16 protein-coding genes and 1 pseudogene are annotated in these 21,801 nt (G+C 66.3%); 11 read left to right on the top strand and 6 right to left on the bottom strand.

Annotation, left to right across the window (positions count from 1 at the left end):
• Position 1: 1 nt before the first annotated feature.
• The 5 genes and pseudogenes from mmsB to ACVWW6_RS32375 form a co-directional block, all read left to right on the top strand.
• A pseudogene (gene mmsB / locus ACVWW6_RS32395) lies at positions 2-895 on the top strand (3-hydroxyisobutyrate dehydrogenase); the annotation flags it as partial.
• A 132-nt stretch (positions 896-1,027) separates the two neighbouring features.
• Positions 1,028-2,746 carry an AMP-binding protein gene (locus tag ACVWW6_RS32390; protein WP_456682073.1) on the top strand — a complete coding sequence of 573 codons (1,719 nt, stop codon included), beginning with the start codon at positions 1,028-1,030 and terminating at the stop codon, positions 2,744-2,746.
• A gap of 132 nt (positions 2,747-2,878) precedes the next feature.
• Positions 2,879-3,358: a MaoC family dehydratase gene (locus ACVWW6_RS32385; protein ID WP_011086736.1), complete on the top strand. Its 480-nt coding sequence runs from the start codon at positions 2,879-2,881 to the stop codon at positions 3,356-3,358.
• Between the two features lie 144 nt (positions 3,359-3,502).
• Positions 3,503-4,420 (top strand): SDR family NAD(P)-dependent oxidoreductase, encoded by a 918-nt coding sequence (locus ACVWW6_RS32380; RefSeq protein WP_011086737.1) that lies wholly within the window; start codon positions 3,503-3,505, stop codon positions 4,418-4,420.
• A 144-nt stretch (positions 4,421-4,564) separates the two neighbouring features.
• The gene (locus tag ACVWW6_RS32375) at positions 4,565-5,797 is read left to right on the top strand and encodes an NAD(P)/FAD-dependent oxidoreductase (RefSeq protein WP_456682072.1); all 1,233 of its coding nucleotides are present in this window, start codon (positions 4,565-4,567) and stop codon (positions 5,795-5,797) included.
• A 37-nt stretch (positions 5,798-5,834) separates the two neighbouring features.
• On the opposite strand, the gene ACVWW6_RS32370 is transcribed toward ACVWW6_RS32375, so the two are convergent.
• Positions 5,835-7,052, bottom strand: a complete 1,218-nt coding sequence (locus tag ACVWW6_RS32370) for an MFS transporter (protein WP_011086739.1) — start codon at positions 7,050-7,052, stop codon at positions 5,835-5,837.
• A gap of 92 nt (positions 7,053-7,144) precedes the next feature.
• Here ACVWW6_RS32370 and ACVWW6_RS32365 point away from each other — a divergent pair, with 92 nt between their 5' ends.
• A complete protein-coding gene (locus tag ACVWW6_RS32365) occupies positions 7,145-8,047 on the top strand; it encodes a LysR family transcriptional regulator (protein WP_011086740.1) in 903 nt (300 codons plus the stop codon).
• Here the strand turns inward: ACVWW6_RS32365 and ACVWW6_RS32360 are convergent.
• The 3 genes from ACVWW6_RS32360 to ACVWW6_RS32350 form a co-directional block, all read right to left on the bottom strand.
• The gene (locus ACVWW6_RS32360) at positions 8,044-9,123 is read right to left on the bottom strand and encodes a D-TA family PLP-dependent enzyme (RefSeq protein ID WP_456682071.1); all 1,080 of its coding nucleotides are present in this window, start codon (positions 9,121-9,123) and stop codon (positions 8,044-8,046) included. The genes ACVWW6_RS32365 and ACVWW6_RS32360 overlap by 4 nt on opposite strands.
• Positions 9,124-9,235: 112 nt before the next feature.
• A complete protein-coding gene (locus ACVWW6_RS32355; protein WP_456682070.1) occupies positions 9,236-11,047 on the bottom strand; it encodes an ABC-F family ATP-binding cassette domain-containing protein in 1,812 nt (603 codons plus the stop codon).
• A 2-nt stretch (positions 11,048-11,049) separates the two neighbouring features.
• Positions 11,050-11,553: a YaiI/YqxD family protein gene (locus ACVWW6_RS32350; protein WP_456682069.1), complete on the bottom strand. Its 504-nt coding sequence runs from the start codon at positions 11,551-11,553 to the stop codon at positions 11,050-11,052.
• Between the two features lie 107 nt (positions 11,554-11,660).
• Between ACVWW6_RS32350 and ACVWW6_RS32345 the strand changes: the two genes are divergently transcribed.
• Positions 11,661-12,461: a hypothetical protein gene (locus tag ACVWW6_RS32345; protein WP_456682068.1), complete on the top strand. Its 801-nt coding sequence runs from the start codon at positions 11,661-11,663 to the stop codon at positions 12,459-12,461.
• Between the two features lie 100 nt (positions 12,462-12,561).
• Here the strand turns inward: ACVWW6_RS32345 and ACVWW6_RS32340 are convergent, their stop codons facing one another.
• Positions 12,562-14,934 carry a xanthine dehydrogenase family protein molybdopterin-binding subunit gene (locus ACVWW6_RS32340; protein WP_456682067.1) on the bottom strand — a complete coding sequence of 791 codons (2,373 nt, stop codon included), beginning with the start codon at positions 14,932-14,934 and terminating at the stop codon, positions 12,562-12,564.
• 213 nt (positions 14,935-15,147) lie between these two features.
• Between ACVWW6_RS32340 and ACVWW6_RS32335 the strand changes: the two genes are divergently transcribed.
• Positions 15,148-16,221 carry a Ppx/GppA phosphatase family protein gene (locus ACVWW6_RS32335; RefSeq protein ID WP_011086746.1) on the top strand — a complete coding sequence of 358 codons (1,074 nt, stop codon included), beginning with the start codon at positions 15,148-15,150 and terminating at the stop codon, positions 16,219-16,221.
• 1 nt (position 16,222) lies between these two features.
• Positions 16,223-16,909, top strand: a complete 687-nt coding sequence (locus tag ACVWW6_RS32330) for an RlmE family RNA methyltransferase (protein ID WP_404522579.1) — start codon at positions 16,223-16,225, stop codon at positions 16,907-16,909.
• A gap of 153 nt (positions 16,910-17,062) precedes the next feature.
• Here the strand turns inward: ACVWW6_RS32330 and ACVWW6_RS32325 are convergent, their stop codons facing one another.
• The gene (locus ACVWW6_RS32325; protein WP_304552836.1) at positions 17,063-18,553 is read right to left on the bottom strand and encodes an MFS transporter; all 1,491 of its coding nucleotides are present in this window, start codon (positions 18,551-18,553) and stop codon (positions 17,063-17,065) included.
• Between the two features lie 405 nt (positions 18,554-18,958).
• Here ACVWW6_RS32325 and guaB point away from each other — a divergent pair, with 405 nt between their 5' ends.
• Entirely contained in the window at positions 18,959-20,452 is a 1,494-nt protein-coding gene (gene guaB, locus ACVWW6_RS32320) for an IMP dehydrogenase (RefSeq protein ID WP_011086749.1), read from the top strand.
• A gap of 291 nt (positions 20,453-20,743) precedes the next feature.
• A complete protein-coding gene (locus tag ACVWW6_RS32315) occupies positions 20,744-21,766 on the top strand; it encodes an NADP-dependent oxidoreductase (RefSeq protein WP_456682066.1) in 1,023 nt (340 codons plus the stop codon).
• The last annotated feature ends 35 nt before the right edge of the window (positions 21,767-21,801 follow it).

Genomic DNA, 21,801 nt, shown 5'->3' with positions numbered 1-21,801 from the left:
AACGACAATGGCCACGATCGCATTCATCGGTCTCGGCAACATGGGCGGCCCGATGGCGGCCAATCTGGTCAAGGCCGGCCACAAGGTCGTCGCGTTCGACCTCGTCGAGGCCTCGCGCGCGCAAGCCAAGGCCGATGGCGCCGGCATTGCCGACAGCGCATCGGGCGCAGTGAAGGGCGCCGATGTCGTCGTCACCATGCTGCCGGCCGGCAAGCATGTGCTCGGCGTCTGGAACGAGGTCGTCCCTGTCATGACCAAGGGCGCGCTGATCATTGACTCCTCCACCATCGACGTCGAGAGCGCGCGGCAGGCACACGCGCTGGCCGCCAAGAACGGCGTGCTTTCGGTAGATGCGCCGGTGTCCGGCGGTACCGGCGGCGCCAAGGGGGCGACGCTCACCTTCATGTGCGGCGGCGAGGACAAGGCGTTCGCCGCGGCAAAGCCCGTGCTCGAAAACATGGGCAAGAAGATCGTGCATTGCGGCGGCGCCGGCGCCGGCCAGGCGGCCAAGATCTGCAACAACATGATCCTCGGCATTTCCATGATCGCTGTGAGCGAGGCCTTCGCGCTGGGTGAGAAGCTCGGCCTCTCGCATCAGGCGCTGTTCGACGTCGCCTCGACCTCGTCGGGCCAGTGCTGGTCGCTGACGACCTATTGTCCGGTTCCGGGCCCGGTGCCGACCTCTCCGGCGAACAACGACTACAAGCCGGGTTTCGCCTCGGCACTGATGGTGAAGGACCTGACCCTGGCGCAGGATGCCGCCAAGGCCGCCGGCGCGGCGACGCCGCTCGGGCAGCATGCGCAGGAGATTTACCAGGCCTTCGACAAGGCGGGGCAGGGCGGGGTGGATTTTTCCGGAATTATCAAGCACGTTCGCGGCCTCGCTGGAAAATAGCGAGGCTTTGCCCGTAGCCCGGATGGAGCGAATCGAAATCCGGGACAGCTTCTGCCAATTGCGTAGCCGGCCCCGGATTGCGCTTCGCTCCATCCGGGCTACGCTCGCAGGTCAATTGGACGGGCCCGGACCATGACGACATTTCAGGAAGCGCGCGCGTTTCTTCTACAACACCGCACGGATTACGAGGCAGCGGTCAAAGGCTTCCGCTGGCCCGATCCGGCCCCCTTCAACTGGGCGCTCGACTGGTTCGACGCCGAGCTGGCGGCGAATGCGGAGAGCAAGGATCGCCCCGCGCTCTGGATCGTCGATGCCGCACAGGACCGGCAGACGAAATTGTCCTTCGCGGCGCTGTCGCGCCGTTCCAACCAGGTCGCCAACTTCCTCCGAGCGCAGGGCCTGAAGCGTGGCGACCATCTCCTGCTGCTGCTCGGTAATGTGGTTCCGCTGTGGGAGACCATGCTCGCTGCGATGAAGCTCGGTGTCGTCGTCATCCCCGCCACCACGCTGCTCACCGCCGACGAGCTGCGCGACCGGCTCGATCGCGGCAAGGCGAAGGCCGTGGTGGCCGCGCAGGATCAGGTCGCGAAGTTCGCGAGCCTCGGTGCAGAGAATGTCGTCCGCATCGTGGTCGGCGCGGCCTCCGATGGCTGGCTCGCTTACGATGAAGCGGCAGAGGCTCCGGATAACTTCGTGCCCGACGGCCCCACCCACGCCGACGACCCGATGCTGCTCTATTTCACCTCGGGCACCACGGCAAAGCCGAAGCTGGTGCTGCATAGCCAGCGCAGCTATCCCGTCGGCCATCTCTCCACCATGTACTGGATCGGGCTGAAGCCCGGCGACGTCCATCTCAACATCTCTTCGCCCGGCTGGGCCAAGCACGCCTGGAGCTGCTTCTTCGCGCCGTGGAACGCGGGCGCCACCGTGTTCGTGGTGAACCAGCCGCGCTTCGATGCGAAGGCGCTGCTCGCCACCATCGGCCGCTGCGGTGTCACCACGCTATGCGCGCCGCCGACCGTGTGGCGGCTGTTCATCCAGGAGAACCTTGCCTCGTTCAAGGTCGCGTTGCGCGAGGTCTGCGGCGCCGGCGAGCCGCTCAATCCCGAGGTGATCGACCAGGTGCAGGCGGCCTGGGGCCTTACCATCCGCGACGGCTACGGCCAGACCGAGACCACCGCGCTTGCCGGCAACTCGCCGGGGCAAAACATCAAGGTCGGCTCGATGGGCCGCCCGCTGCCGGGCTATCGCGTGCAGGTCAGCGATGCCGACGGCAACCCGGCGAAGGAAGGCGAGGTGACGCTGGTGCTCGGGGCGAACCGTCCCGCCGGCCTGATGCAGGGCTATCAGGGCGACGACGGCAAGCTCTCGGGTGCCGAGGGCGCACTCTATCGCAGCGGCGACGTCGTGTTCGAAGACGAAGATGGTTATCTCACCTTCGTCGGCCGCTCCGACGACGTGTTCAAATCGTCCGATTACCGCATCAGTCCGTTCGAGCTGGAAAGCGTGTTGCTCGAGCATGAACTCGTCGCCGAGGCTGCCGTGGTGCCGAGCCCGGATCCGATCCGGCTGGCAATCCCCAAGGCGTTCGTGCTGCTGACTTCGGGTGCGGAGCGAACGCCGGAGACGGCGCTGTCGATCTTCAAGCACCTGCACACCCGACTTGCGCCGTTCAAGCGCATCCGCCGCCTTGAAATCGTCACCGAGCTGCCGAAGACGATCTCTGGCAAAATCCGCCGCGTGCAGCTACGACGTCTCGAGCGCGACGATGATCGGGGCGATCCGCTGCGTGGCCGGGAATTCCGCGAGGAGGATTTTCCGGAGCTGCCGAAAACCCGGAGCGAGAGTTAAGTGGGTACCTTCGTCATTCCGGGGCGCGCGGAGCGCGAACCCGGAATCCATTCGGCGACAAACTCTGTGGCACAGTGGATTCCGGGCTCGATGCTGCGCATCGCCCCAGAATGACGCCATCTGGAGCTATCAATGAACGAAGTCTGGAAGAAGCCGCCGATTACGCTGGACGCCTATCAGGCCATGGTCGGCAAGGAGATCGGCGTGTCGTCATGGCACCTGATCGACCAGCCCCGCATCGACACCTATGCCGACGTGATCGAGGATCACCAGTTCATCCACGTCGACCCTGAACGGGCAAAGAAGGAGACCGCGTTCGGCACCACCATCGCGCACGGCTTCCTGACCATGTCGCTGCTGTCGATCATGTCCTATGAGGTGATGCCGGTCATCGCCGGCACCACGATGGGCGTCAATTACGGCTTCGACAAGCTGCGCTTCATCTCGCCGGTGCGCTCGGGAAAGCGCGTCCGTGGCCGTTTCGTGCTGGCGGAGGCCAAGCTGCGCAAGCCGAATGAGCTGCAGTCCCGCACCAATGTCACGGTGGAGATCGAGGGCGAGGACAAGCCGGCGCTGGTCGCCGAGTGGCTGGGCCTGATCTATTTCGCGTAGGTCTGGCCGGGCTTGACCCGGTCCTTCATCGCTGCTCAAAAGCTGTCCAATCTCTCGCGAAGCGCTCTTACCCACTCCCCCTGTGGGAGAGGGTGGCTTCGCGCCACCTTCTCCCACAAGGGGAGAAGGAAGAAAGGAAGCACAATGGCAATCAGGTTTGACGGACGCGTCGCCATCGTCACCGGCGCGGGCAATGGCCTCGGACGGGCGCATGCGCTGGGACTGGCCAGCCGCGGCGCGAAGGTCGTGGTCAACGATTTCGGCGGCGCGCGCGACGGCACTGGTGGCTCGCTGTCGCCGGCGGAAGCCGTGGTCGAGGAGATCCGCAAAGCCGGCGGCACCGCGATGGCCGACGGTGCCGACGTCTCGAACTTCGAGCAGGTCACCGCGATGGTCGAGCGTGCCACGAAGGAATGGGGCAGCGTCGACCTCTTGTGCGCCAATGCCGGCATCCTGCGCGACAAGTCGTTCGGCAAGATGGAGGCGGCCGATTTCCAGAAGGTGCTCGACGTGCACCTCGTCGGCACCTTCTACTGCTGCAAGGCGGCCTGGGCCGGCATGCGTGACCGCAACTACGGCCGCATCGTGCTGACCACGTCGTCCTCCGGCCTTTACGGTAATTTCGGCCAGGCCAATTACGGCGCGGCGAAGTCCGGCATGGTCGGCCTGATGAATGTGCTGGCGGAAGAGGGCCGCAAGACCAACATCCGCGTCAACATCATCTCGCCGACCGCGGCGACCCGCATGACCGAAGAGCTGCTGCCGCCACAGGCGCTGCAACTGATGAAGCCGAACGCGATCACGCCCGCGGTCGAGTACATGCTCAGCGAGGACGCGCCCACCCGCACCATCATGGGCGCCGGTGCCGGCTCCTTCGCCGTGATCAAGATTGTGGAGAGCGAAGGCATCAACCTGCCGGAGTCCGAATGGACGCCGGACGCGGTCGCCGCGCATTTCGCCGAGATCAGCGACATGTCGAAGGCGAAGGCTTTGCAGGGCGCCTTCGAGCAGACGCAGAAGTATGTTGCGCAGGCCGCGGCCAGGGCCGGCATCAAGCTCTGAGTTGTCATTCCGGGGCGCGCGTAGCGCGAACCCGGAATCCATCGTGCCTCAGAATCCGTCGTCTAATGGATTCCGGGTTCGCGCCCAAGAAGGCGCGCCCCGGAACGACGAGCTGGGCGCTAGAATCTGGCCTAAACTCCCACCATGACCGCACCCGAATCCCACGTTGCCATCATTGGCGCAGGTCCGGCCGGGCTGATGGCGGCCGAGGTGCTGGCGCAGGGTGGCGCGCGCGTCACCGTCTACGACGCGATGCCATCCGCCGGCCGCAAATTCCTGATGGCGGGCCGCGGCGGGCTCAACCTCACTCACAGCGAGCCTCTGCCGCAGTTCATGCCGCACTATCGCGAGGCGGCGGCGAAGCTGCAGGCCGCTATCGAAGCGTTTCCACCCGACGCGCTACGCGCCTGGAGCGAGGCGCTGGGCGAGCCGACCTTTGTCGGCACCAGCGGCCGCGTGTTTCCGAACGCATTCAAGGCCTCGCCATTGCTGCGCGCGTGGCTACGGCGACTGGACGCCAGCGGCGTACGGTTCGCCTTTCGCCATCGCTGGACCGGGTGGGATGGGGAAGGGCGGCTGTTGTTTCAAACCCGGAGCGGCACCTCCGTCGTTGCGGCCGATGCCACGGTGCTTGCGCTCGGCGGCGCAAGCTGGCCGCGGCTCGGGTCGGACGGCGGCTGGGTCGATATCCTTGCGGCCAACGGCATTGCCATCTCAAAGCTGCGGCCGGCCAATTCCGGCTTCACCGTCGCCTGGTCCGAATTGTTCCGTGACCGTTTCGAGGGCCAGCCGCTCAAGGGCGTGGCGCTGACGATCGGTGCACACACGGTGCGCGGCGAAGCGATGATCACCCGCGGCGGCATCGAAGGTGGCGCGATCTACGCGCTGTCGGCGGAGCTGCGCGAGGCGGTGCTGGGGATCGGGCAGGCGACGTTGACCATCGCGCTGCGGCCCGACCTCGGCGCCGCCGCGCTGACCACGCGCCTGTCGGGTACGCGCGGCAAGCAATCGCTCGCAAACTTCCTGCGCAAGGCTGCGCAAGTATCGCCGGTCGGGATCGGCCTGATGCAGGAGGCCGCGATCGCATCCGGCCGGCCGCTGGCATCGTTCTCGCCGGCCGAGCTCGCACACCTGATCACCGCAATTCCGGTTCAGCTCACCGGCGTTGCCCCGATCGATCGCGCGATCTCGACTGCAGGCGGAGTTTCGTTTGACGAGCTCGACGCGGACTTCATGATCCGCAAGCTGCCGGGCGTGTTCGCCGCCGGCGAAATGCTGGACTGGGAAGCGCCGACCGGCGGTTATCTGCTGCAGGCGTCGTTCGCGACCGGCGCTGCCGCGGGCAGGGGTGTGCTGGAGTGGCTGAAGCGCTCGTAGAATCCCGTCGCTGTTCGAGGCTCGCTGATAGCGGTGCTCATGATGTCCCCGTCCGGCTGACGAGATCCGTGACCAGGCCGAGCACCCCAAAACCCGCCGCCACCGCGCAGACCATCGTCCAGCCGCCAAGGGTCCATGCCAGCGATGCCGCGGCGGCACCGACACCGCCGCCGATGAAGAACAGCGCGACGAACAGGCCGTTGATGCGGCCGCGTGCCTCGGGCCGCAACAGGTTGATTGCCCGGCGGCCGAGCGTCTGGTCGGTGGTGATGCCGACATCGAGCAGGATGGTGCCCAGACTGAGCACGAGGAGGGCGGCAATGCGGGACTCCAGCGCGCCGGCCCAGGCGCAGAGCGCGAGCGAGCCGATGATGAGCAGATGGGCCGCAACAAACATCGAGCGTGCCCATCCCTTGTCCCCCCACCGGCCGGCCATCGGCGTCGCGGCGGCGCCAACGACGCCAATCAGCGCGAAAGCGGCAATTCCCTTGGCATCGAGGCCGAACGGCGCCTCCGGCAGTCGCAGCGCGACCGCCGACCAGAAGGCGGTGAAGGAGGCCATGACCAGCGATGCGGTCCAGGCGCGCACGCGCAGCACGGGCTCTTCGCGCAGCAGCCTGGGAAATGAGCGCAGCAATTCGCCGTAGCTTGCGCGCACCGGCGATTGCAGGACTGGAAGGTAGCGGCCGAGCGCGCCGGCAAGCAGCGCCATCAGGGCGGCGGAGACGACGTAGTAGGCGCGCCAGCTCCAGAGATCGGCGATCAGGCTCGCCGCAGGCCGCGACAGCAGAATGCCGATCATCAACCCGCTCATCACCTCGCCGATGGCCTGTCCGCGCCGCTCCGGCGCCACCATTGACGCAACCAGCGGAACCATCATCTGAATCGCCGCGCAGGAGGCGCCGAGGGCGAAGGTGCCAAGCAAGAGCAGGAACGGCTTCGGCGCAAACGCCGTGGCGAGCGCGGCAAGGATAGCGCAGCCGAGCGTGCGCAGGATGACGCGCCGGTTTTCGACGAGATCGACCAGTGGCACCAGCAGCAACAGGCCGAGGGCATAGCCGAGCAGCGTCAACGTGCTGATCAGGCCCGCCTGCCACGCCGGCATGGACAAGGAGCGCCCGATCTGCCCGAGCAGGATCTGCGGCGCGAACAGGTTGGTGACGACGACACCGGCAGTGATGGCGCCAAGCCAGATCAGGGGCCGTTCGGCGAGTTGGTTTCGCGACGCAAGCGTGGGGGTTTCTGAAATCGTCATGGGACCTCGCGGGGCTCAGTGCAGGTCCCTTTAAGCCGCGGGTCTAATATGCTACAATTCAAATAAGTCTATAAAGAATATGCGAGTTAGTTATGAACACCCATGACCTTGTGGCGTTTGTTGCGGTAGTCGAGACCGGATCGATCGTGGCGGCCTCGGCGCGCCTCAATCTCACGCAGCCCGGCGTGACGCGGCGTATCCAGAACCTCGAGGAGATGCTGGGGGCGAAGCTTCTGGACCGGCTCTCCAAGCCGCTGAAACCGACCGCGGCGGGCCATGAAGCGTATGAGCAGGGCCGGCGCCTGCTCCGGATGCTGGACGATCTCAAATCAGGGGTCGCCAATGACGGCGTGGTGCGCGGCGAATTCCGGCTCGGCCTGACGCCGTTCCTCTCGGAGGCGGGGCTGACCGGACCGCTCGACGCGGTGCGTGCCGAATTTCCCGCGCTGGCCGTGCGTGTCGTCTCCGGCTGGTCGCCGAACCAGCTCGAACGTGTCTGCCGCAACGAGCTCGATGCGGCCGCGATCTGTCTGCCCGACGGCGCGGTCCCGCCTTCCGATCTCGCCGCCGACGATCTCGGCGCACAGCCCGTCGTGTTCGTCGTTGCGCGCGACATGAAGATCCCGCGCATCGTCGATCTTGAACGGCTGTCGCAGCTGTCGTGGGTGATCAACCAGGACGGTTGCGGCTTTCGCGATTCGCTGAAACGAAAATTCGACGCGGAGCATCTGCCGTTCAGCATCGCCGTGGAAGCGCTGGACAGCGAGCTCCGCCTGTCGCTGGTGTCGCGCGGCCTCGGCGTCGGGCTGGTCACTCCGATCGCCCTGAAACGCAGCGCGTTTCGCGACAAGCTCAAGCCGGTGGTGGCGCGCGACTTCAAACCCGCCGTGCGCGCCTGGATAGTCCATCGTGCGCCCGCCGGCCGTCTGGAGCGGCCGATCAAGCTGTTCCGCGATGGACTGGACCGGGAGCTCCAGGCGATGATCGGGAGTTAGCGCAGCTTCCCCCGCGCCGCCACCGGCAGCGTGCCGATGATCTCCTCGCCACGCACCATCACGACCTCGTCCATCATGTTGACGACGACGCAGACATGATTGGGAATGATCCGCACGACGTCGCCGACGTTCGGGCGCGTGTTGCTGCGGGAGAGATCGAGGAAGCCGTGCTCTTCGGCAAAGCGCGCGATCTTGGCTCCGGGGTGCTCCAGGATCAGGCCGTGGCCGTCGAGCCCGCCGGTGTCCGTGGTCAGCGTCTTCGAGCCGGCGTCGAGGATACCGCGCTCGGGCGCGGCGCGGCTCACCACGGTCGAATAGATGTGCAGCGCGCAGTCGTCCCAGGTGGCGGAGCCGGCCGCGACCTGCATGCGGTCGTTGTAGATATAAGTGCCGAAGCGATGCTCGGTGCCGCCCTTGAGCTTGCCGATGTTGACGAGGTTCGGCGTGCCGCCGGTGGAGACGATCTTCGCATCCAGCCCGTGCGCGCGCACGCCGGCCAGCGCCTCGTCATAGAATTTCTGCGCGTCCGCCCAGCCGGTCTCGGTCGGATAGAGCATGAAGCCGGCGAATTCGAGCCCCTTGGACCCGGCGATCTCGCGCGCCAGCGCAATCGCCTCGGCCGGCGTCTCGACGCCGGCGCGCTTGCGGCCGGTATCGCATTCGACCACCACCGAGAGCGGACGGCCTGATGCTGCGGCCGCCTTGGGCAAACCGGCAACGACCGTCGAATTGTCGGCGGCCACCGTCATGTTCGCCTTCGCCTGCAGCGCGCCGAGCCGCGCCATCTTCTCTTCGCCGAGCAGATTGTAGCTGATCAGGATGTCGTCGATGCCGGCATTGGCCATGATCTCGGCCTCGCCGAGCTTCTGGCAGGTGATGCCCTTGGCGCCGGCCGCGATCTGCATCTTCGCAATGGTCGGGTTCTTGTGCGTCTTGATGTGGGGACGATTGGCGACGCCGGCCTCGTCGCAGGCCTTCTGGATCCGCGCGATGTTGCGCTCGACCTTGTCCATGTCGATGACGGCGCAGGGGGTGCCGTATTCACGGGCGATCTTGGCGGCGAGAGGAGTGGTCATGTGATGTCTCTATGTTCGGTCCTGCAGGATGGGTAGAGCGCGGCGAAACCCATCATTTGCAGCAACCGGGCAAGTGTCGATGGGTTTCGCTTCGCTCTACCCATCCTACGGTTCAAGCCTGTTCGATTTCTTCGCGGAGCATTTCCAGTTCGAGCCAGCGCTCTTCGGCGGCGGACAATTCGTCATGCGCCTTGGCGATGGCGGCGGAGGTGTCGTCGAATGTCTTGCGATCCTTGGTGTAGAGGTTGGGATCGTCGAGCACGCGTTGCAGCTTGGCGATGTCGGCCTGCAACGTCTCCATCTTCTTCGGAAGTGTTTCCAGCGCGTGCTTCTCGTTGAAGCTCAATCGCCGCTTTGGCGCGGCAGCGGGAATAGCGATCCGCTCCTCTTTCTTCTCCGCGGGGGCTTGCGCCTTCGCCGTCTCGCGCTTCAAGTCCGCGCCGCGCTGCGCCAGCATATCGCTATAGCCGCCGGCATATTCGATCCATTTGCCGTTGCCCTCAGGCGCGATCACGGAGGTGACGACGCGGTCGAGGAAGTCGCGGTCATGGCTGATCAGGATGACGGTGCCCTCGTAGTCGCCGAGCATGTCCTCGAGCACGTCCAGCGTTTCGAGGTCGAGATCGTTGGTTGGCTCGTCCAGCACCAGCAGGTTCGAGGGCTTGGCCAGTGCGCGCGCCAGCATCAGCCGGCCGCGTTCGCCGCCCGAGAGCACTTCCAGCGGCGTGCCGCGCTGCTCCTGCGCGAACAGAAAGTCCTTCATGTAGCCGACGACATGCTTCGGCTTGCCCCCGACCATGATCTGGTCGCCACGGCCGCCGGTCAGCGCCTCCGCCAGCGTCGATTTGGGGTCGAGGCTTTCACGGTGCTGGTCGAGGGTTGCCATCTCCAGATTGGCCCCGAGCCGCACGGTGCCGCTGTCAGGCTGCATGCCGCCGGTGAGCAGATTGACCAGCGTGGTCTTGCCGGCGCCGTTCGGCCCGATGATGCCGAGCCGGTCGCCGCGCTGGATGCGGGTGGAGAAATTGTCGACGATCTTGCGCTCGCCATAGGCCTTGGTGATGCCCTTGGCTTCGATCACCAGCTTGCCGGACTGCTCGGCCTCGGCGGCTGCGAGATTGGCGCTGCCGGCGGTGCCGCGATAGTTGCGGCGCTGGTCGCGCAGCGTGTGCAGATTGGCAAGCCGCTTGACGTTGCGCTTGCGCCGGCCGGAGACGCCGTGGCGCAGCCAGTGCTCCTCGTCGACGATCTTGCGGTCGAGCTTGTGCTGGTCGCGCTCTTCCTCCGCCAGCACCTCGTCGCGCCAGGCTTCGAACGAGGCAAAACCGCGGTCGATCTGGTTGATCCGGCCGCGGTCGAGCCAGGCGGTCGAGCGCGAGAGGTTGGTGAGGAAGCGGCGGTCGTGGCTGATCAGCACCAGCGCGCTGCGGCGGCTGTCGAGCTCCTGCTCCAGCCACTCGATGGTGGAGAGATCGAGATGGTTGGTCGGCTCGTCGAGCAGTAGGATGTCGGGTGAGGGCGCAAGCACACATGCGAGCGCCGCGCGGCGAGCTTCGCCGCCGGAGAGGTTGTGCGGGTTCTCGTCGCCGGTCAGCCCGAGCTGCTCGAGCAGATAGCGCGCCTGATGCTGGTCGTCGCCGGGCGCAAGTCCCGCCTCGACATAGGCGAGCGTGGTCTTGTGGTCGCCGAAGTCAGGCTCCTGCGGCAGATAGCGGATCGTGGCGCCCGGCTGCACGAAGCGCGTGCCGCCGTCGGGCTCGACCAGGCCGGCTGCGATCTTCAGCAATGTCGATTTGCCCGAGCCGTTGCGGCCGATCAGGCAGACCCGCTCGCCAGTCGCGACGTTGAGCTCGACGCCGTTCAAGAGCGGCGTGCCGCCAAACGTCAGCTTGATGTCCTTGAGTTGGATCAGCGGCGGCGCCATCGTCAGCCCTGACTTGAATTCTGGCTCGTTGCGGCCGCTTCGGTGCGGCGCCGCTGGATCCGGCGCAGCGTCTGGTCGAGCGCCGAGAGGAACGTCGAGCGGTCGCGCGGTGCGAACGATCGCGGCCCGCCGGTGACTTCGCCGGCCGAGCGCAGATCCGTCATCAGGTTGCGTACCGCCAGCGTCATCCCGATCGACTCTTCGGTGAACGGTTTTCCGTTCGGCGCGATCACGTCGGCGCCCGCCTTCACGCAGCGGCTGGCGAGCGGAATGTCGGAGGTCACGACGACGTCGCCGGGCCTGGCGCGTTCGGCGATCCAGTCGTCAGCGGCATCCATGCCGGCTCCCGCCGCGATGCGCTCGATCAAGGGGTCCTGCGGCACGCGAATGAAGTTGCCGGCCACCACGCTCACGGGCACGCTGTGCCGGAGCGCGACGCGGTAGATCTCGTCCTTCACCGGACAGGCGTCGGCGTCGACATAGATGCGGGTGGGCGTGTCAGTCATTCGCGGGGTGGTACCCCATTCGGGCCGCAAAGGCGAGGGGATTGACCGGTGTTCCCCGGGGCCTACGATCGATCCGAAACAACAGGAATTTTGGGGGAAGGCCAGCCATGCCGAACCGGCTCGAAACCTACCGCGTCGAGGCCTACAACACCGCCAAACAATCCGAGAACAAGATGCATGACGACAAGGTGGCGCGCCGCTTCGGCTTCTCGGGCGGGCTGGTGCCCGGCGTCGATGTCTTCGCCTACATGATGCATGTGCCGCTGGCGCGCTGGGGCCGCGATTTCCTCACCCGCGGACTAGTGGAGGCCCGCTTCATCAAGCCGGTCTATGACGGCGAGACGGCCGATGTCGATGCGACCGAGCACAATGGCCTGCTCACGGTCGAGGTGTTCAGCCGTACCGAGCTCTGCGCCACCGGGACGGCCTCGCTGCCAGCGGCTGCGCCTGCGGTGGATTTGAGCGACTATCGCGCGGTCCCCGCGGTCGCCGAGCGCAAGCCGGTCAGCCCGGCGACGTTCGAGACCGGCAAATGGCTTGGCACAGAGCCGCGCCGATGGATCGGGCAGGCCGCCGCGGACTATCTCGCCGATATCAGGGAAACCGATCCGATCTTCGCGCGAGAGGGGCTCGGCCATCCCGGCCTGATCCAGCGCGTGATGAATCGCGTCCTCGTCGACAATACCATTTTGGGCCCGTGGATCCACGTCGGCAGCCGCATGCAGCTGCTGTCGCCCGCGCGTGCCGGCGACGAGATCGTTGCGCGGGCCAAGGTCACCGCGAACTACGAGAAGAAGGGCCACCGCTTCGTCGAGCTCGACGCGCTGGTCGTCGCCAACGGCACGACACCGCTGGCGCATTGCCAGCACACCGCGATCTACCAGCCGCGCGAGGAGGCTGCGGCGTAACATCCAGCGTCGTCATTCCGGGGCGGTCCGCAGGACCGAACCCGGAATCTCGAGGTTCCGGGTTCGATGCTTCGCATCGCCCCGGAACGACAAACAACTCCTACGCCGCCTTGCCCTTCGCATCCTGGATCGCACGCCACACGCGCTCCGGCGTCAGCGGCATGTCGATGTGCTTGATGCCGTGGTCGGAGAGCGCATCGAGCACGGCGTTCACCACGGTCGACAGGCTGCCGGCGCAGCCGGCTTCGCCGCAGCCCTTGCTGCCGAGCGGATTGGTCGTGGCCGGCACCGGGTGATCGCCGACCGTCATGAACGGCACGTCCTCGGCTCGGGGCAGGGCGTAGTCCATCAGCGAGCCTGTGATCGGCTGGCCGCTCTCGTCGTAGCGGACGTGCTCCATCAGCGCCTGTCCAATGCCCTGGACGACGCCGCCGTGGAGCTGGCCTGCGACCAGCAGCGGGTTGATCACCGTGCCGAAATCGTTCACCGCACTGTAGCGCACGATCTGCACCACGCCGGTGTCGGGATCGATCTCGACCTCGGCGACGTGGCAGCCGTTCGGGAAGGCAGAGGGCACCGGCTCGCTGGTGTGATCGACGTCGAGGCTATCAGGCACGCCGTCCGGCACCTTGCCGTCATGCAGGCGCTTGGCGAGCTCCATGATGTCGATGCTGCGGTCGGTGCCGGCGATGGTGAAGCTGCCGCCTTCGAACTCGATGTCGGCTTCGGACGCCTCCAGCATGTGCGCGGCGGCGCGCTTGCCCTTCTCGATCACGAGCTTGGCGGCTCCCACGATCGCCATGCCGCTCGCGGTGATCGAGCGCGAGCCGCCGGTGCCGTTGCCGGCGTGGACGATGTCGCTGTCGCCCTGCACGAGCGTGACGCTCTCGAAGGGCACGCCGAGCTGCTCGCACAGAACCTGCGCGAACGGAGTGGCGTGGCCCTGGCCGTAGTCGAGCGTGCCGGTGATGAGCTGCACGCTGCCGTCGGGATCGAACACGATCTTGCCGAGCTCGGGGCTCGGCGGCGCCGTGACCTCGAGATAGGAGCCGACGGCGATGCCGCGCAGCTTGCCGGCCTTCTTGCTCTCCTTCTTGCGCTTGGCGAAATTCTCGTGGTCGGAGATTTCGAGCGCCTTGTTGAAGACGGCCTGGAAGTCGCCGCTGTCATAGGTGACGCCGGAGGACGCCGGGAACGGCATCTGGGTCGGCTTGATGAAGTTGCGCTTGCGCATCGTCAGCCGGTTGATGCCCATCTCGTCGGCGGCGCGATCGATCAGCCGCTCCATGTAGTAGTTCGCCTCGGGCCGGCCGGCGCCGCGATAGGCGCCCATCAGCGTGGTGTTGGTCAGCACCGTCTTGATGTCGATGCCCATCAGCGGCGTGCGGTAGACGCTGGAAAAGTTCTTGCCGGTGTTGAGCGAGAGCGGGCCCGGCGCAACGCCGGTGATGTAGGCGCCGAGATTGCCGTAGCCTTCGAGCTTGGCCGCGAGGAAATGCCCCTCGGCGTCGAGCGCGAGCTCGGCATGGATCTTTTGCGCGCGGCCGTGGCTGTCCGACAGGAAGCTGGTCGAACGCTCGTCCAGCCACTTCACCGGCCGTCCCAGCGCCTTGGCCGCGTACAGGATGCACATGTATTCGGGGTAGTTGATGTTCTTCATGCCGAAGGAGCCGCCGACATTGGCAGTGAGAATGCGCACCTTCTCGTTCGGCACTTTCAGGTTCTTGGCGAGGTTGGCGCGGTTGCCGGCGACACCCTGCGTCGGAACCTGGAGCGTGTAGCGCTCGGCCTTCTTGTCGTAGGAGGCGAGCCCGACGCGCGGCTCCATCGAGACCACGGCGACGCGGGTGTTCTCGATGTCGATCTTGGTGATGTGAGCGGCGCTGGCGAAGGCCGCGTTCACCTGCTCCATGTCGCCATAATGGTAGTCCAGCGCGACGTTGTTCGGGATGTGGTCGTAGAGCTGCGGCGCGCCGGGCTTGGCGGCCTCCTCGGGGTCGGTCACAGCCGGCAGCGGCTCGATATCGAGCTCGACCGCCTCGGCCGCATCGCGCGCCTGGGCCAATGTCTCCGCCACCACGAAGGCGACGGGATCGCCGACGAAGCGAACCTTGTCGGTCGCCAGCGGCTGGCGGTTGGTCTGGAGCAGGGGCGAGCCGTCACGGCTCTTCAGCGGCAGGCCGCAGGTGAAGGGGCCGTAGCCGGCGGCATCGAGGTCCGTCCCGGTCCAGACCCCCAGCACGCCCGGCATCGCCTTGGCGGCATCGAGGCCGATGCCACGGATGATTCCATGGGCGTGGGTCGAGCGGACCACCACGGCGTAGGCCTGGCCGGGCAGGTTGAAATCGTCGGTGTAGCGGCCCTTGCCGCGCACCAGCGTGTCGTCCTCCTTGCGGCGGACGGGCTGCCCGACGCCGTATTTTTGCAGTGCAATAGCGTTTTCGAGCGTGGACGATTTGGTGTGTTCTTGCATGGAATTGACCTGAAAAGCCGGCAATTGCGCGTTTTGGGGGGCGCTTGGGGGGGCCGGACCCCTCAAAAATAACCCACGGTCCCGTTCACGACAACGCACGAATGGGCATGGTGCCATGTGATGCGTTGTTGCGCAGGCCTGCCGCGCTGCTAATGTTTCAGGCGAAAAAGCAATTCCAGCTCGGCCCCAGCGGGCCGCGGAAAGACAGTTTGTATGAATGACCACACGCGGCTCCGCGACGGCCATGGGCCGCACGGTGAGCTCGAGGGGTCGATGGCGGCGGTGGCGTTGGCCACTGAACCGGCCGTCGCCGCGCAAGCGCCGGGAACCGGCGTCTACGCGGCGCTGGACCTCGGAACCAACAATTGCAGGCTCCTGATCGCCAGTCCGACCAGCGACGGCTTTCGCGTGGTCGATTCCTTCTCGCGCATCATCCGGCTCGGCGAGGGGGTCTCGGCGACCGGCTCCATCAGCGAGGCCGCGATCGAGCGCGCCATCGCGGCGCTCAGCATCTGCCGCGACAAGATCAACTTGCGGAAAGCGCGCCGGCTGCGGCTGATCGCGACCGAAGCCTGCCGCGCGGCCTCGAACGCGGAGGGTTTTCGCAGCCGCGTCGCGGCCGAGACCGGCATCGAGCTCGAGGTGATCGACCGTGAGACCGAGGCATCGCTCGCCGTGCTCGGCTGCTCGCCGCTGGTTGACCCCAGGGGGCGCGGCGCGATCCTGTTCGACATCGGCGGCGGCTCGACCGAACTGGTGCGGATCGAGCGCGATCCGGAAAATCCGGAGCCGCGCATCAAGGCCTGGATGTCGATCCCGTTCGGCGTGGTCACGCTCGCCGAGCAGTTCGGCGGCCGCGACGTGACGCCGGAGATCTACGACGCGATGGAGCGGGAGGTCGCACACCACGTTGCGCCGTTCGCCGAACAGCACGGCGTCGATCTCGCCGACATGCACTTGCTCGGCACCTCAGGCACGGTGACGACGCTCGCCGGCATCCATCTCAATCTCGCGCGCTACGACCGCCGCCGCATCGACAGCATCTGGATGAACGATTCCGACATCACCGCGACCATCAACAAGCTGCTCGGCATGAGCTACGAGGAGCGCGCGAACAACAGCTGCATCAGCGTCGAGCGCGCCGATCTCGTGCTTGCGGGCTGCGCCATCCTCGACGCGATCCGCCGCGCCTTTCCGCTGCCGCGCCTGCGCGTCGCCGACCGCGGCCTGCGCGAAGGCATGCTGGTCGAGATGATGCGCGAGGACGGCGCGCTCAGGAGCTGGTGAGATGGCCAAGGACACCACCGGCCGCTTGCACGTCCAGGTCAAGACCGGCGGCAAGCGTAAATTGTCATCGAAGCTGTGGCTGGAACGGCAGCTCAACGATCCCTATGTGGCGAAGGCCAAGGCGGCGGGTTATCGCTCGCGCGCGGCATTCAAGCTGCTCGAGATCGACGACAAGTTTCGGCTGCTGAAGCACGGCATGGCCGTGGTCGATCTTGGTGCCGCGCCGGGCGGCTGGAGTCAGATCGCCGCCAAGCGCGTCGGCTCGGTGGACGGCAAGGGCAAGGTCGTTGCGATCGACCTTTTGGAGATGCCCGAGATTGCCGGCGTCGAGTTCGCGCAGCTCGACTTCATGGACAACGACGCCCCTAGCAAGCTCACCGCGATGCTGGGGGGCGGCGCCGATGTCGTGATGTCCGACATGGCCGCCAACACCACCGGTCACCGCAAGACCGACCAGCTCCGCATCGTCGGCCTGATCGAGACCGCGGCGGCGTTTGCGTGCGACGTGCTCAAGCCCGGTGGCACCTTCCTCGCCAAGACGTTCCAGAGCGGCGCCGATGCCGATCTGCTCGCCCAACTCAAGCGCGACTTCGCCACAGTGCGCCATGTGAAGCCGGCGGCGAGCCGGCAGGATTCGTCGGAACGTTACGTGCTGGCGACCGGGTTTCGCGGCGGGGCGAAGGCGTAGCAACGAACTCCGTCATTCCGGGGCGCCTCGAAGAGGCGAGCCCGGAATCCATTTCTCCCAGGACTCTTGCGGCACAATGGATTCCGGGCTCGATGCTCCGGGCCGCGCTTGCGCGGTCCCGTGGCATCACCCCGGAATGACGGAGCGCGTTTTTTATCCCAGCCGCTGGTCGCGCACGTCCTGCGTATCCTCCGTCGCTGCCTTCACGGCGGCCTTGGCCGCGCCCTTGCCGGCGCCCTTGCGGCTCGCGATTTCGGTCGCCTTGCGGCCGGAGATCTCGTGGCCGGCATCAGCGGGCATCTGCCAGAAGAACCAGCTCGACGCCGCCGAGGTCAGCGCGACCACGACGAAGGCCGGCGCGAACACGGTGGCGTTGAGCTCGCTGACATGGCTGAGCCACATCGTCGTCTCGACGGACGCTGCGCCGACGGCGACGCCGGCGGAGACCGCAAGCTGCTGGTTGACGCTGACGAGCGTGGTGGCGCGGCTCATCTGCCCAGTCTCGACCTCGGCATAGGCCACCGTGTTGATCGCGGTGAACTCGAGCGAGCGGAAGAAGCCGCCGACCACCAGGATCACCATGATGATCAGCAGCGGCGTCGTCACCGTGAACAGCGCGCAGACGCCGAGAAAGAACGCGCTGACGATCGCGTTCACCGTCATCAGATTGCGGAAGCCGAAGGTGCGGATGATCCGCGCCGCCAGCGTCTTCATGCCCATGGCGCCGAGCGAGGAGGCAAAGGTGACGAGGCCGGAGTGGAACGGCGACAGCCCGAAGCCGATCTGCATCAGGAGCGGCAGCAGGAACGGTAGCGCCCCGATGCCGAGCCGGAACAGGAAGCCGCCGAGCACGGCCGCGCGCAGCGTCGGCAGGTTCAGCAGCGAAAAGTCCAGCACCGGCGATCCCGTGCGCCGGGCGTGAATGACATAAAGCGTCATCGAGATCGCGCCGCCGGCGATCAGCGCGGCGACCGTGCTCCAGGGCAGCAGGTTGAGGCCGGCCACCGACAGGCCGAAGGCGATGCCGGCGAGCCCGATCCCCGCGAGCACCATGCCGTAGAGGTCGAACGGCTCGCGTTCCTCGCTCTTGATGGGATCGATGAAGCGCAGGGCCATGAAGATGCCGAGCAGCCCTATCGGGATGTTGATCAGGAAGATCCAGTGCCAGGACGCGTAGGTCGTGATGAAACCGCCGAGCGGCGGGCCGATCACAGGGCCTATAAGGGCAGGGACCGTCACCCAGGCCATCGCATTGACCAGCGCGCTCTTGTCCACCGAGCGCAGCAGCACGAGGCGCCCGACCGGCGTCATCATCGCTCCGCCCATGCCCTGGAGGATGCGCGCGAACACGAAATCGGTGACCGAGGTCGAGAGCGCGCAGCCGACCGAGCCGACCATGAAGACGCCGACCGCGATCGCGAACACCATCCGCGCGCCGAACCGGTCCGCGGTCCAGCCGCTCGCCGGGATGAACACCGCGAGCGACAGCAGATAGGAGGTGATCGCGAGCTTCAGCGTCAGCGGGCTGGTGCCGATGTCGGCCGCGATCGCCGGCAGCGAGGTGGCGATCACCGTCGAGTCCATGTTCTCCATGAAGAGAGCAGTGGCCACGATCAGCGGAATGACGCGTTGCTTGTCGACCATGACGGATTGGTAACGAAAATCGGAAGGAAGGGCGAGGCTTGCGGCTTAACACCGCCGCCCGGCGGCGACCATTGCGGATCAACGCATGGCACCTAAATCCTGGGTAATAACCATGTGACCCTCGACGGCGGTTGCACTCGCTCCCTCGTCATTCCGGTGCGCGTTGGTCGCGCCCCGGGGATGACGAGGGGTGGCCGTCGCCCGGCTATCCACGCTGAATTTAGGTAAAAAGCCTGTGCATGGCTGGCCAGCGGCTCGATTTGCTTTGATTCGTCACGCGGCCGTGCTATCGACCCGCGTCAACCCCACCGATGGGCTCCGATTCTCCGGCGATGCCGCAAGGTACGCCGAGGGCGGCGCTCATCCATAGCTATTTGCGGCAGGGCCGCAGGAAGGAGTTGGCAGATGGCCACGGTGCAAGTTCAAGGCATCCGCGAAGCCCTTACGTTCGACGACGTGCTGTTGAAGCCAGGCCTCTCGGACGTCATGCCGGGCGAGGTCGACATCCGCTCCCGCGTCACCCGCGCCATTCCGCTCAACATCCCGATCATGGCCTCCGCCATGGACACCGTCACCGAGGCCCGCATGGCGATTGCCATGGCGCAGGCCGGCGGCCTCGGCGTCATCCACCGCAATTTCGATCCCGAAGGGCAGGCCGCCCAGGTGCGCCAGGTCAAGCGCTACGAGTCGGGCATGGTGGTGAACCCGCTCACCATCAGCCCCGAGGCGACGCTCGACGATGCGCTCAAGCTGATGAGCGATCACGGCATCTCCGGCATTCCCGTCGTCACTGGCGCGGGCAAGTCCACGCCGGGCAAGCTGGTCGGCATCCTCACCAACCGCGACGTGCGGTTCGCCACCGACCGCCGGCAAAAAGTCTCCGAGCTGATGACGCATGAAGGCCTCGTCACGGTGCGCGAGAATGTCAGCCAGGACGAGGCGCGGCGGATGCTGCACCAGCATCGCATCGAGAAATTGCTCGTGGTCGACGAGCAATATCGCTGCGTCGGCCTCGTCACCGTGAAGGACATGGAAAAGGCGGTGGCCCATCCGCTCGCCTGCAAGGACGCGCAGGGCCGCCTGCGCGTCGCCGCCGCCACCACCGTCGGCGACACCGGCTTCGAGCGCACCGAGCGGCTGATCGACGCCGGCGTCGACCTCGTCGTCGTCGACACCGCGCACGGCCATTCCCGTCACGTGCTGCATGCGGTGAACCGGATCAAGCGCCTGTCCAACTCTGTGCAGGTCGTCGCCGGCAACGTCGCGACCTCCGAAGGCGCGCAGGCGCTGATCGATGCTGGCGCGGACTGCATCAAGGTCGGCATCGGCCCCGGCTCGATCTGCACCACCCGCATCGTCGCCGGCGTCGGCGTGCCGCAGCTCACCGCGATCATGGATGCGGTCGAGGCTGCGAAGAAGGCCGACATTCCCGTCATCGCCGATGGCGGCATCAAGTTCTCCGGCGACCTCGCCAAGGCGCTCGCCGCCGGTGCCGACATCGCCATGGTCGGCTCGCTGCTCGCCGGCACCGACGAGACGCCCGGCGAAGTCTTCCTGTGGCAGGGCCGTTCCTACAAGGCCTATCGTGGCATGGGCTCGGTCGGCGCAATGGCGCGCGGCTCGGCGGACCGATATTTCCAGCAGGACATCAAGGACACGCTCAAGCTCGTGCCTGAAGGCATCGAGGGCCAGGTACCCTACAAGGGCGCGGTCGGCCACGTCATGCACCAGCTCGCCGGCGGCCTGCGCGCCGCGATGGGCTATGTCGGCGCAAAGGACATGAAGGAGCTGCACGACAAGGCGCAGTTCGTCCGCATCACCGGTGCAGGCCTGCGCGAAAGCCACGTCCACGACGTCACGATTACCCGCGAGAGCCCGAACTATCCGGGCGGGGGTTAGTCGCCTCTGCCGTCATTTCGGGGGCGCGAAGCGCAACCCGGAATCTCGAGATTCCGGGTTCGATGCTTCGCATCGCCCCGGAATGACAATGAGTGGTTTGCGCGCTCGCCTCAACGACGGTGTCATTCCCCGCGAAGGCGGGGAATCCAGTACGCCGCGGCTTCTCGGTTCAATCACAGCCGCCCCTGAACTACTGGATCGCCCGCTTTCGCGATGACAGCGAGTGTGGGATTTGCTTCATTCCCACCTACCTCCTAAATGACTGCAACAAGCATTCAGGAGGAAGCCATCATGTCCCAAGCAAAACGCATCGTTCTCGCCGCGCGTCCCGTCGGCGAACCCAAGCCGTCCGATTTCCGCATTGAGGAATTCGCTGTCCCGACACCGGGGCAGGGCGAAGTCCTGCTGCGCACGATCTGGCTGTCGCTCGATCCCTATATGCGCGGCCGCATGAGTGACGGTCCGTCCTATGCCGCGCCGGTGCCGATCGACGGCGTGATGGAGGGCGAGGCGGTTAGCGAGGTCGCGGCGTCGAACAATCCTGATTTCGCGGCAGGCGACATCGTGCGAGCCCGTACCGGATGGCAGACGCATGCGATCTCCAGCGGCAAGGGCCTGATCAAGGTGGATCCCAAGCTCGGTCCGATCTCGACCTCGATCGGCGTGCTCGGCATGCCCGGCATGACCGCCTATACCGGCCTGCTCGACATCGGCAAGCCACAGGAAGGCGAGACCGTCGTCGTCGCCGGCGCATCCGGCGCGGTCGGCTCCGCCGTCGGCCAGATCGCCAAGATCAAGGGCGCGCGCGCGGTCGGAATTGCGGGCGGCAAGGACAAATGCGACTACGTGGTGAAGGAGCTCGGCTTCGATGCCTGCATCGATCACCGCGATCCCGATCTTGCGGCCAAGCTGAAGGAGGCCTGCCCGAAGGGGATCGACGTCTATTTCGAGAATGTCGGCGGCGCCGTGTTCGAAGCGGTGTTCCCGCTGCTCAATCCGTTCGCGCGCGTGCCGGTCTGCGGCCTGATCGCCCATTACAACGACACCGAGGCCAAGCCGCCGAAATGGGCCGCCAGCATGATGCGCGCGACCCTGACCAAGCGGCTGACCTTCCGCGGCTTCATCGTCTCCGACTTCGCCGCGCGCCATGGCGACTTCCTGCGCGACATGTCCGGCTGGGTCCGCGATGGCAAGGTGAAATACAAGGAGTTCGTCACCGAGGGCCTGGAGAGCGCCCCCGGCGCCTTCATGGGGCTTCTGAAGGGCGCCAATTTCGGCAAGCAGCTGGTGCGGGTCGGGCAAGATAAGGCCTGATGGCGAGGGCCTGGTTGCGCCGCCGACGCCCTCCG

The organism is Bradyrhizobium sp. USDA 3311, assembly GCF_054062495.1.
This window is presented reverse-complemented; position numbering and strand designations above follow the sequence as displayed.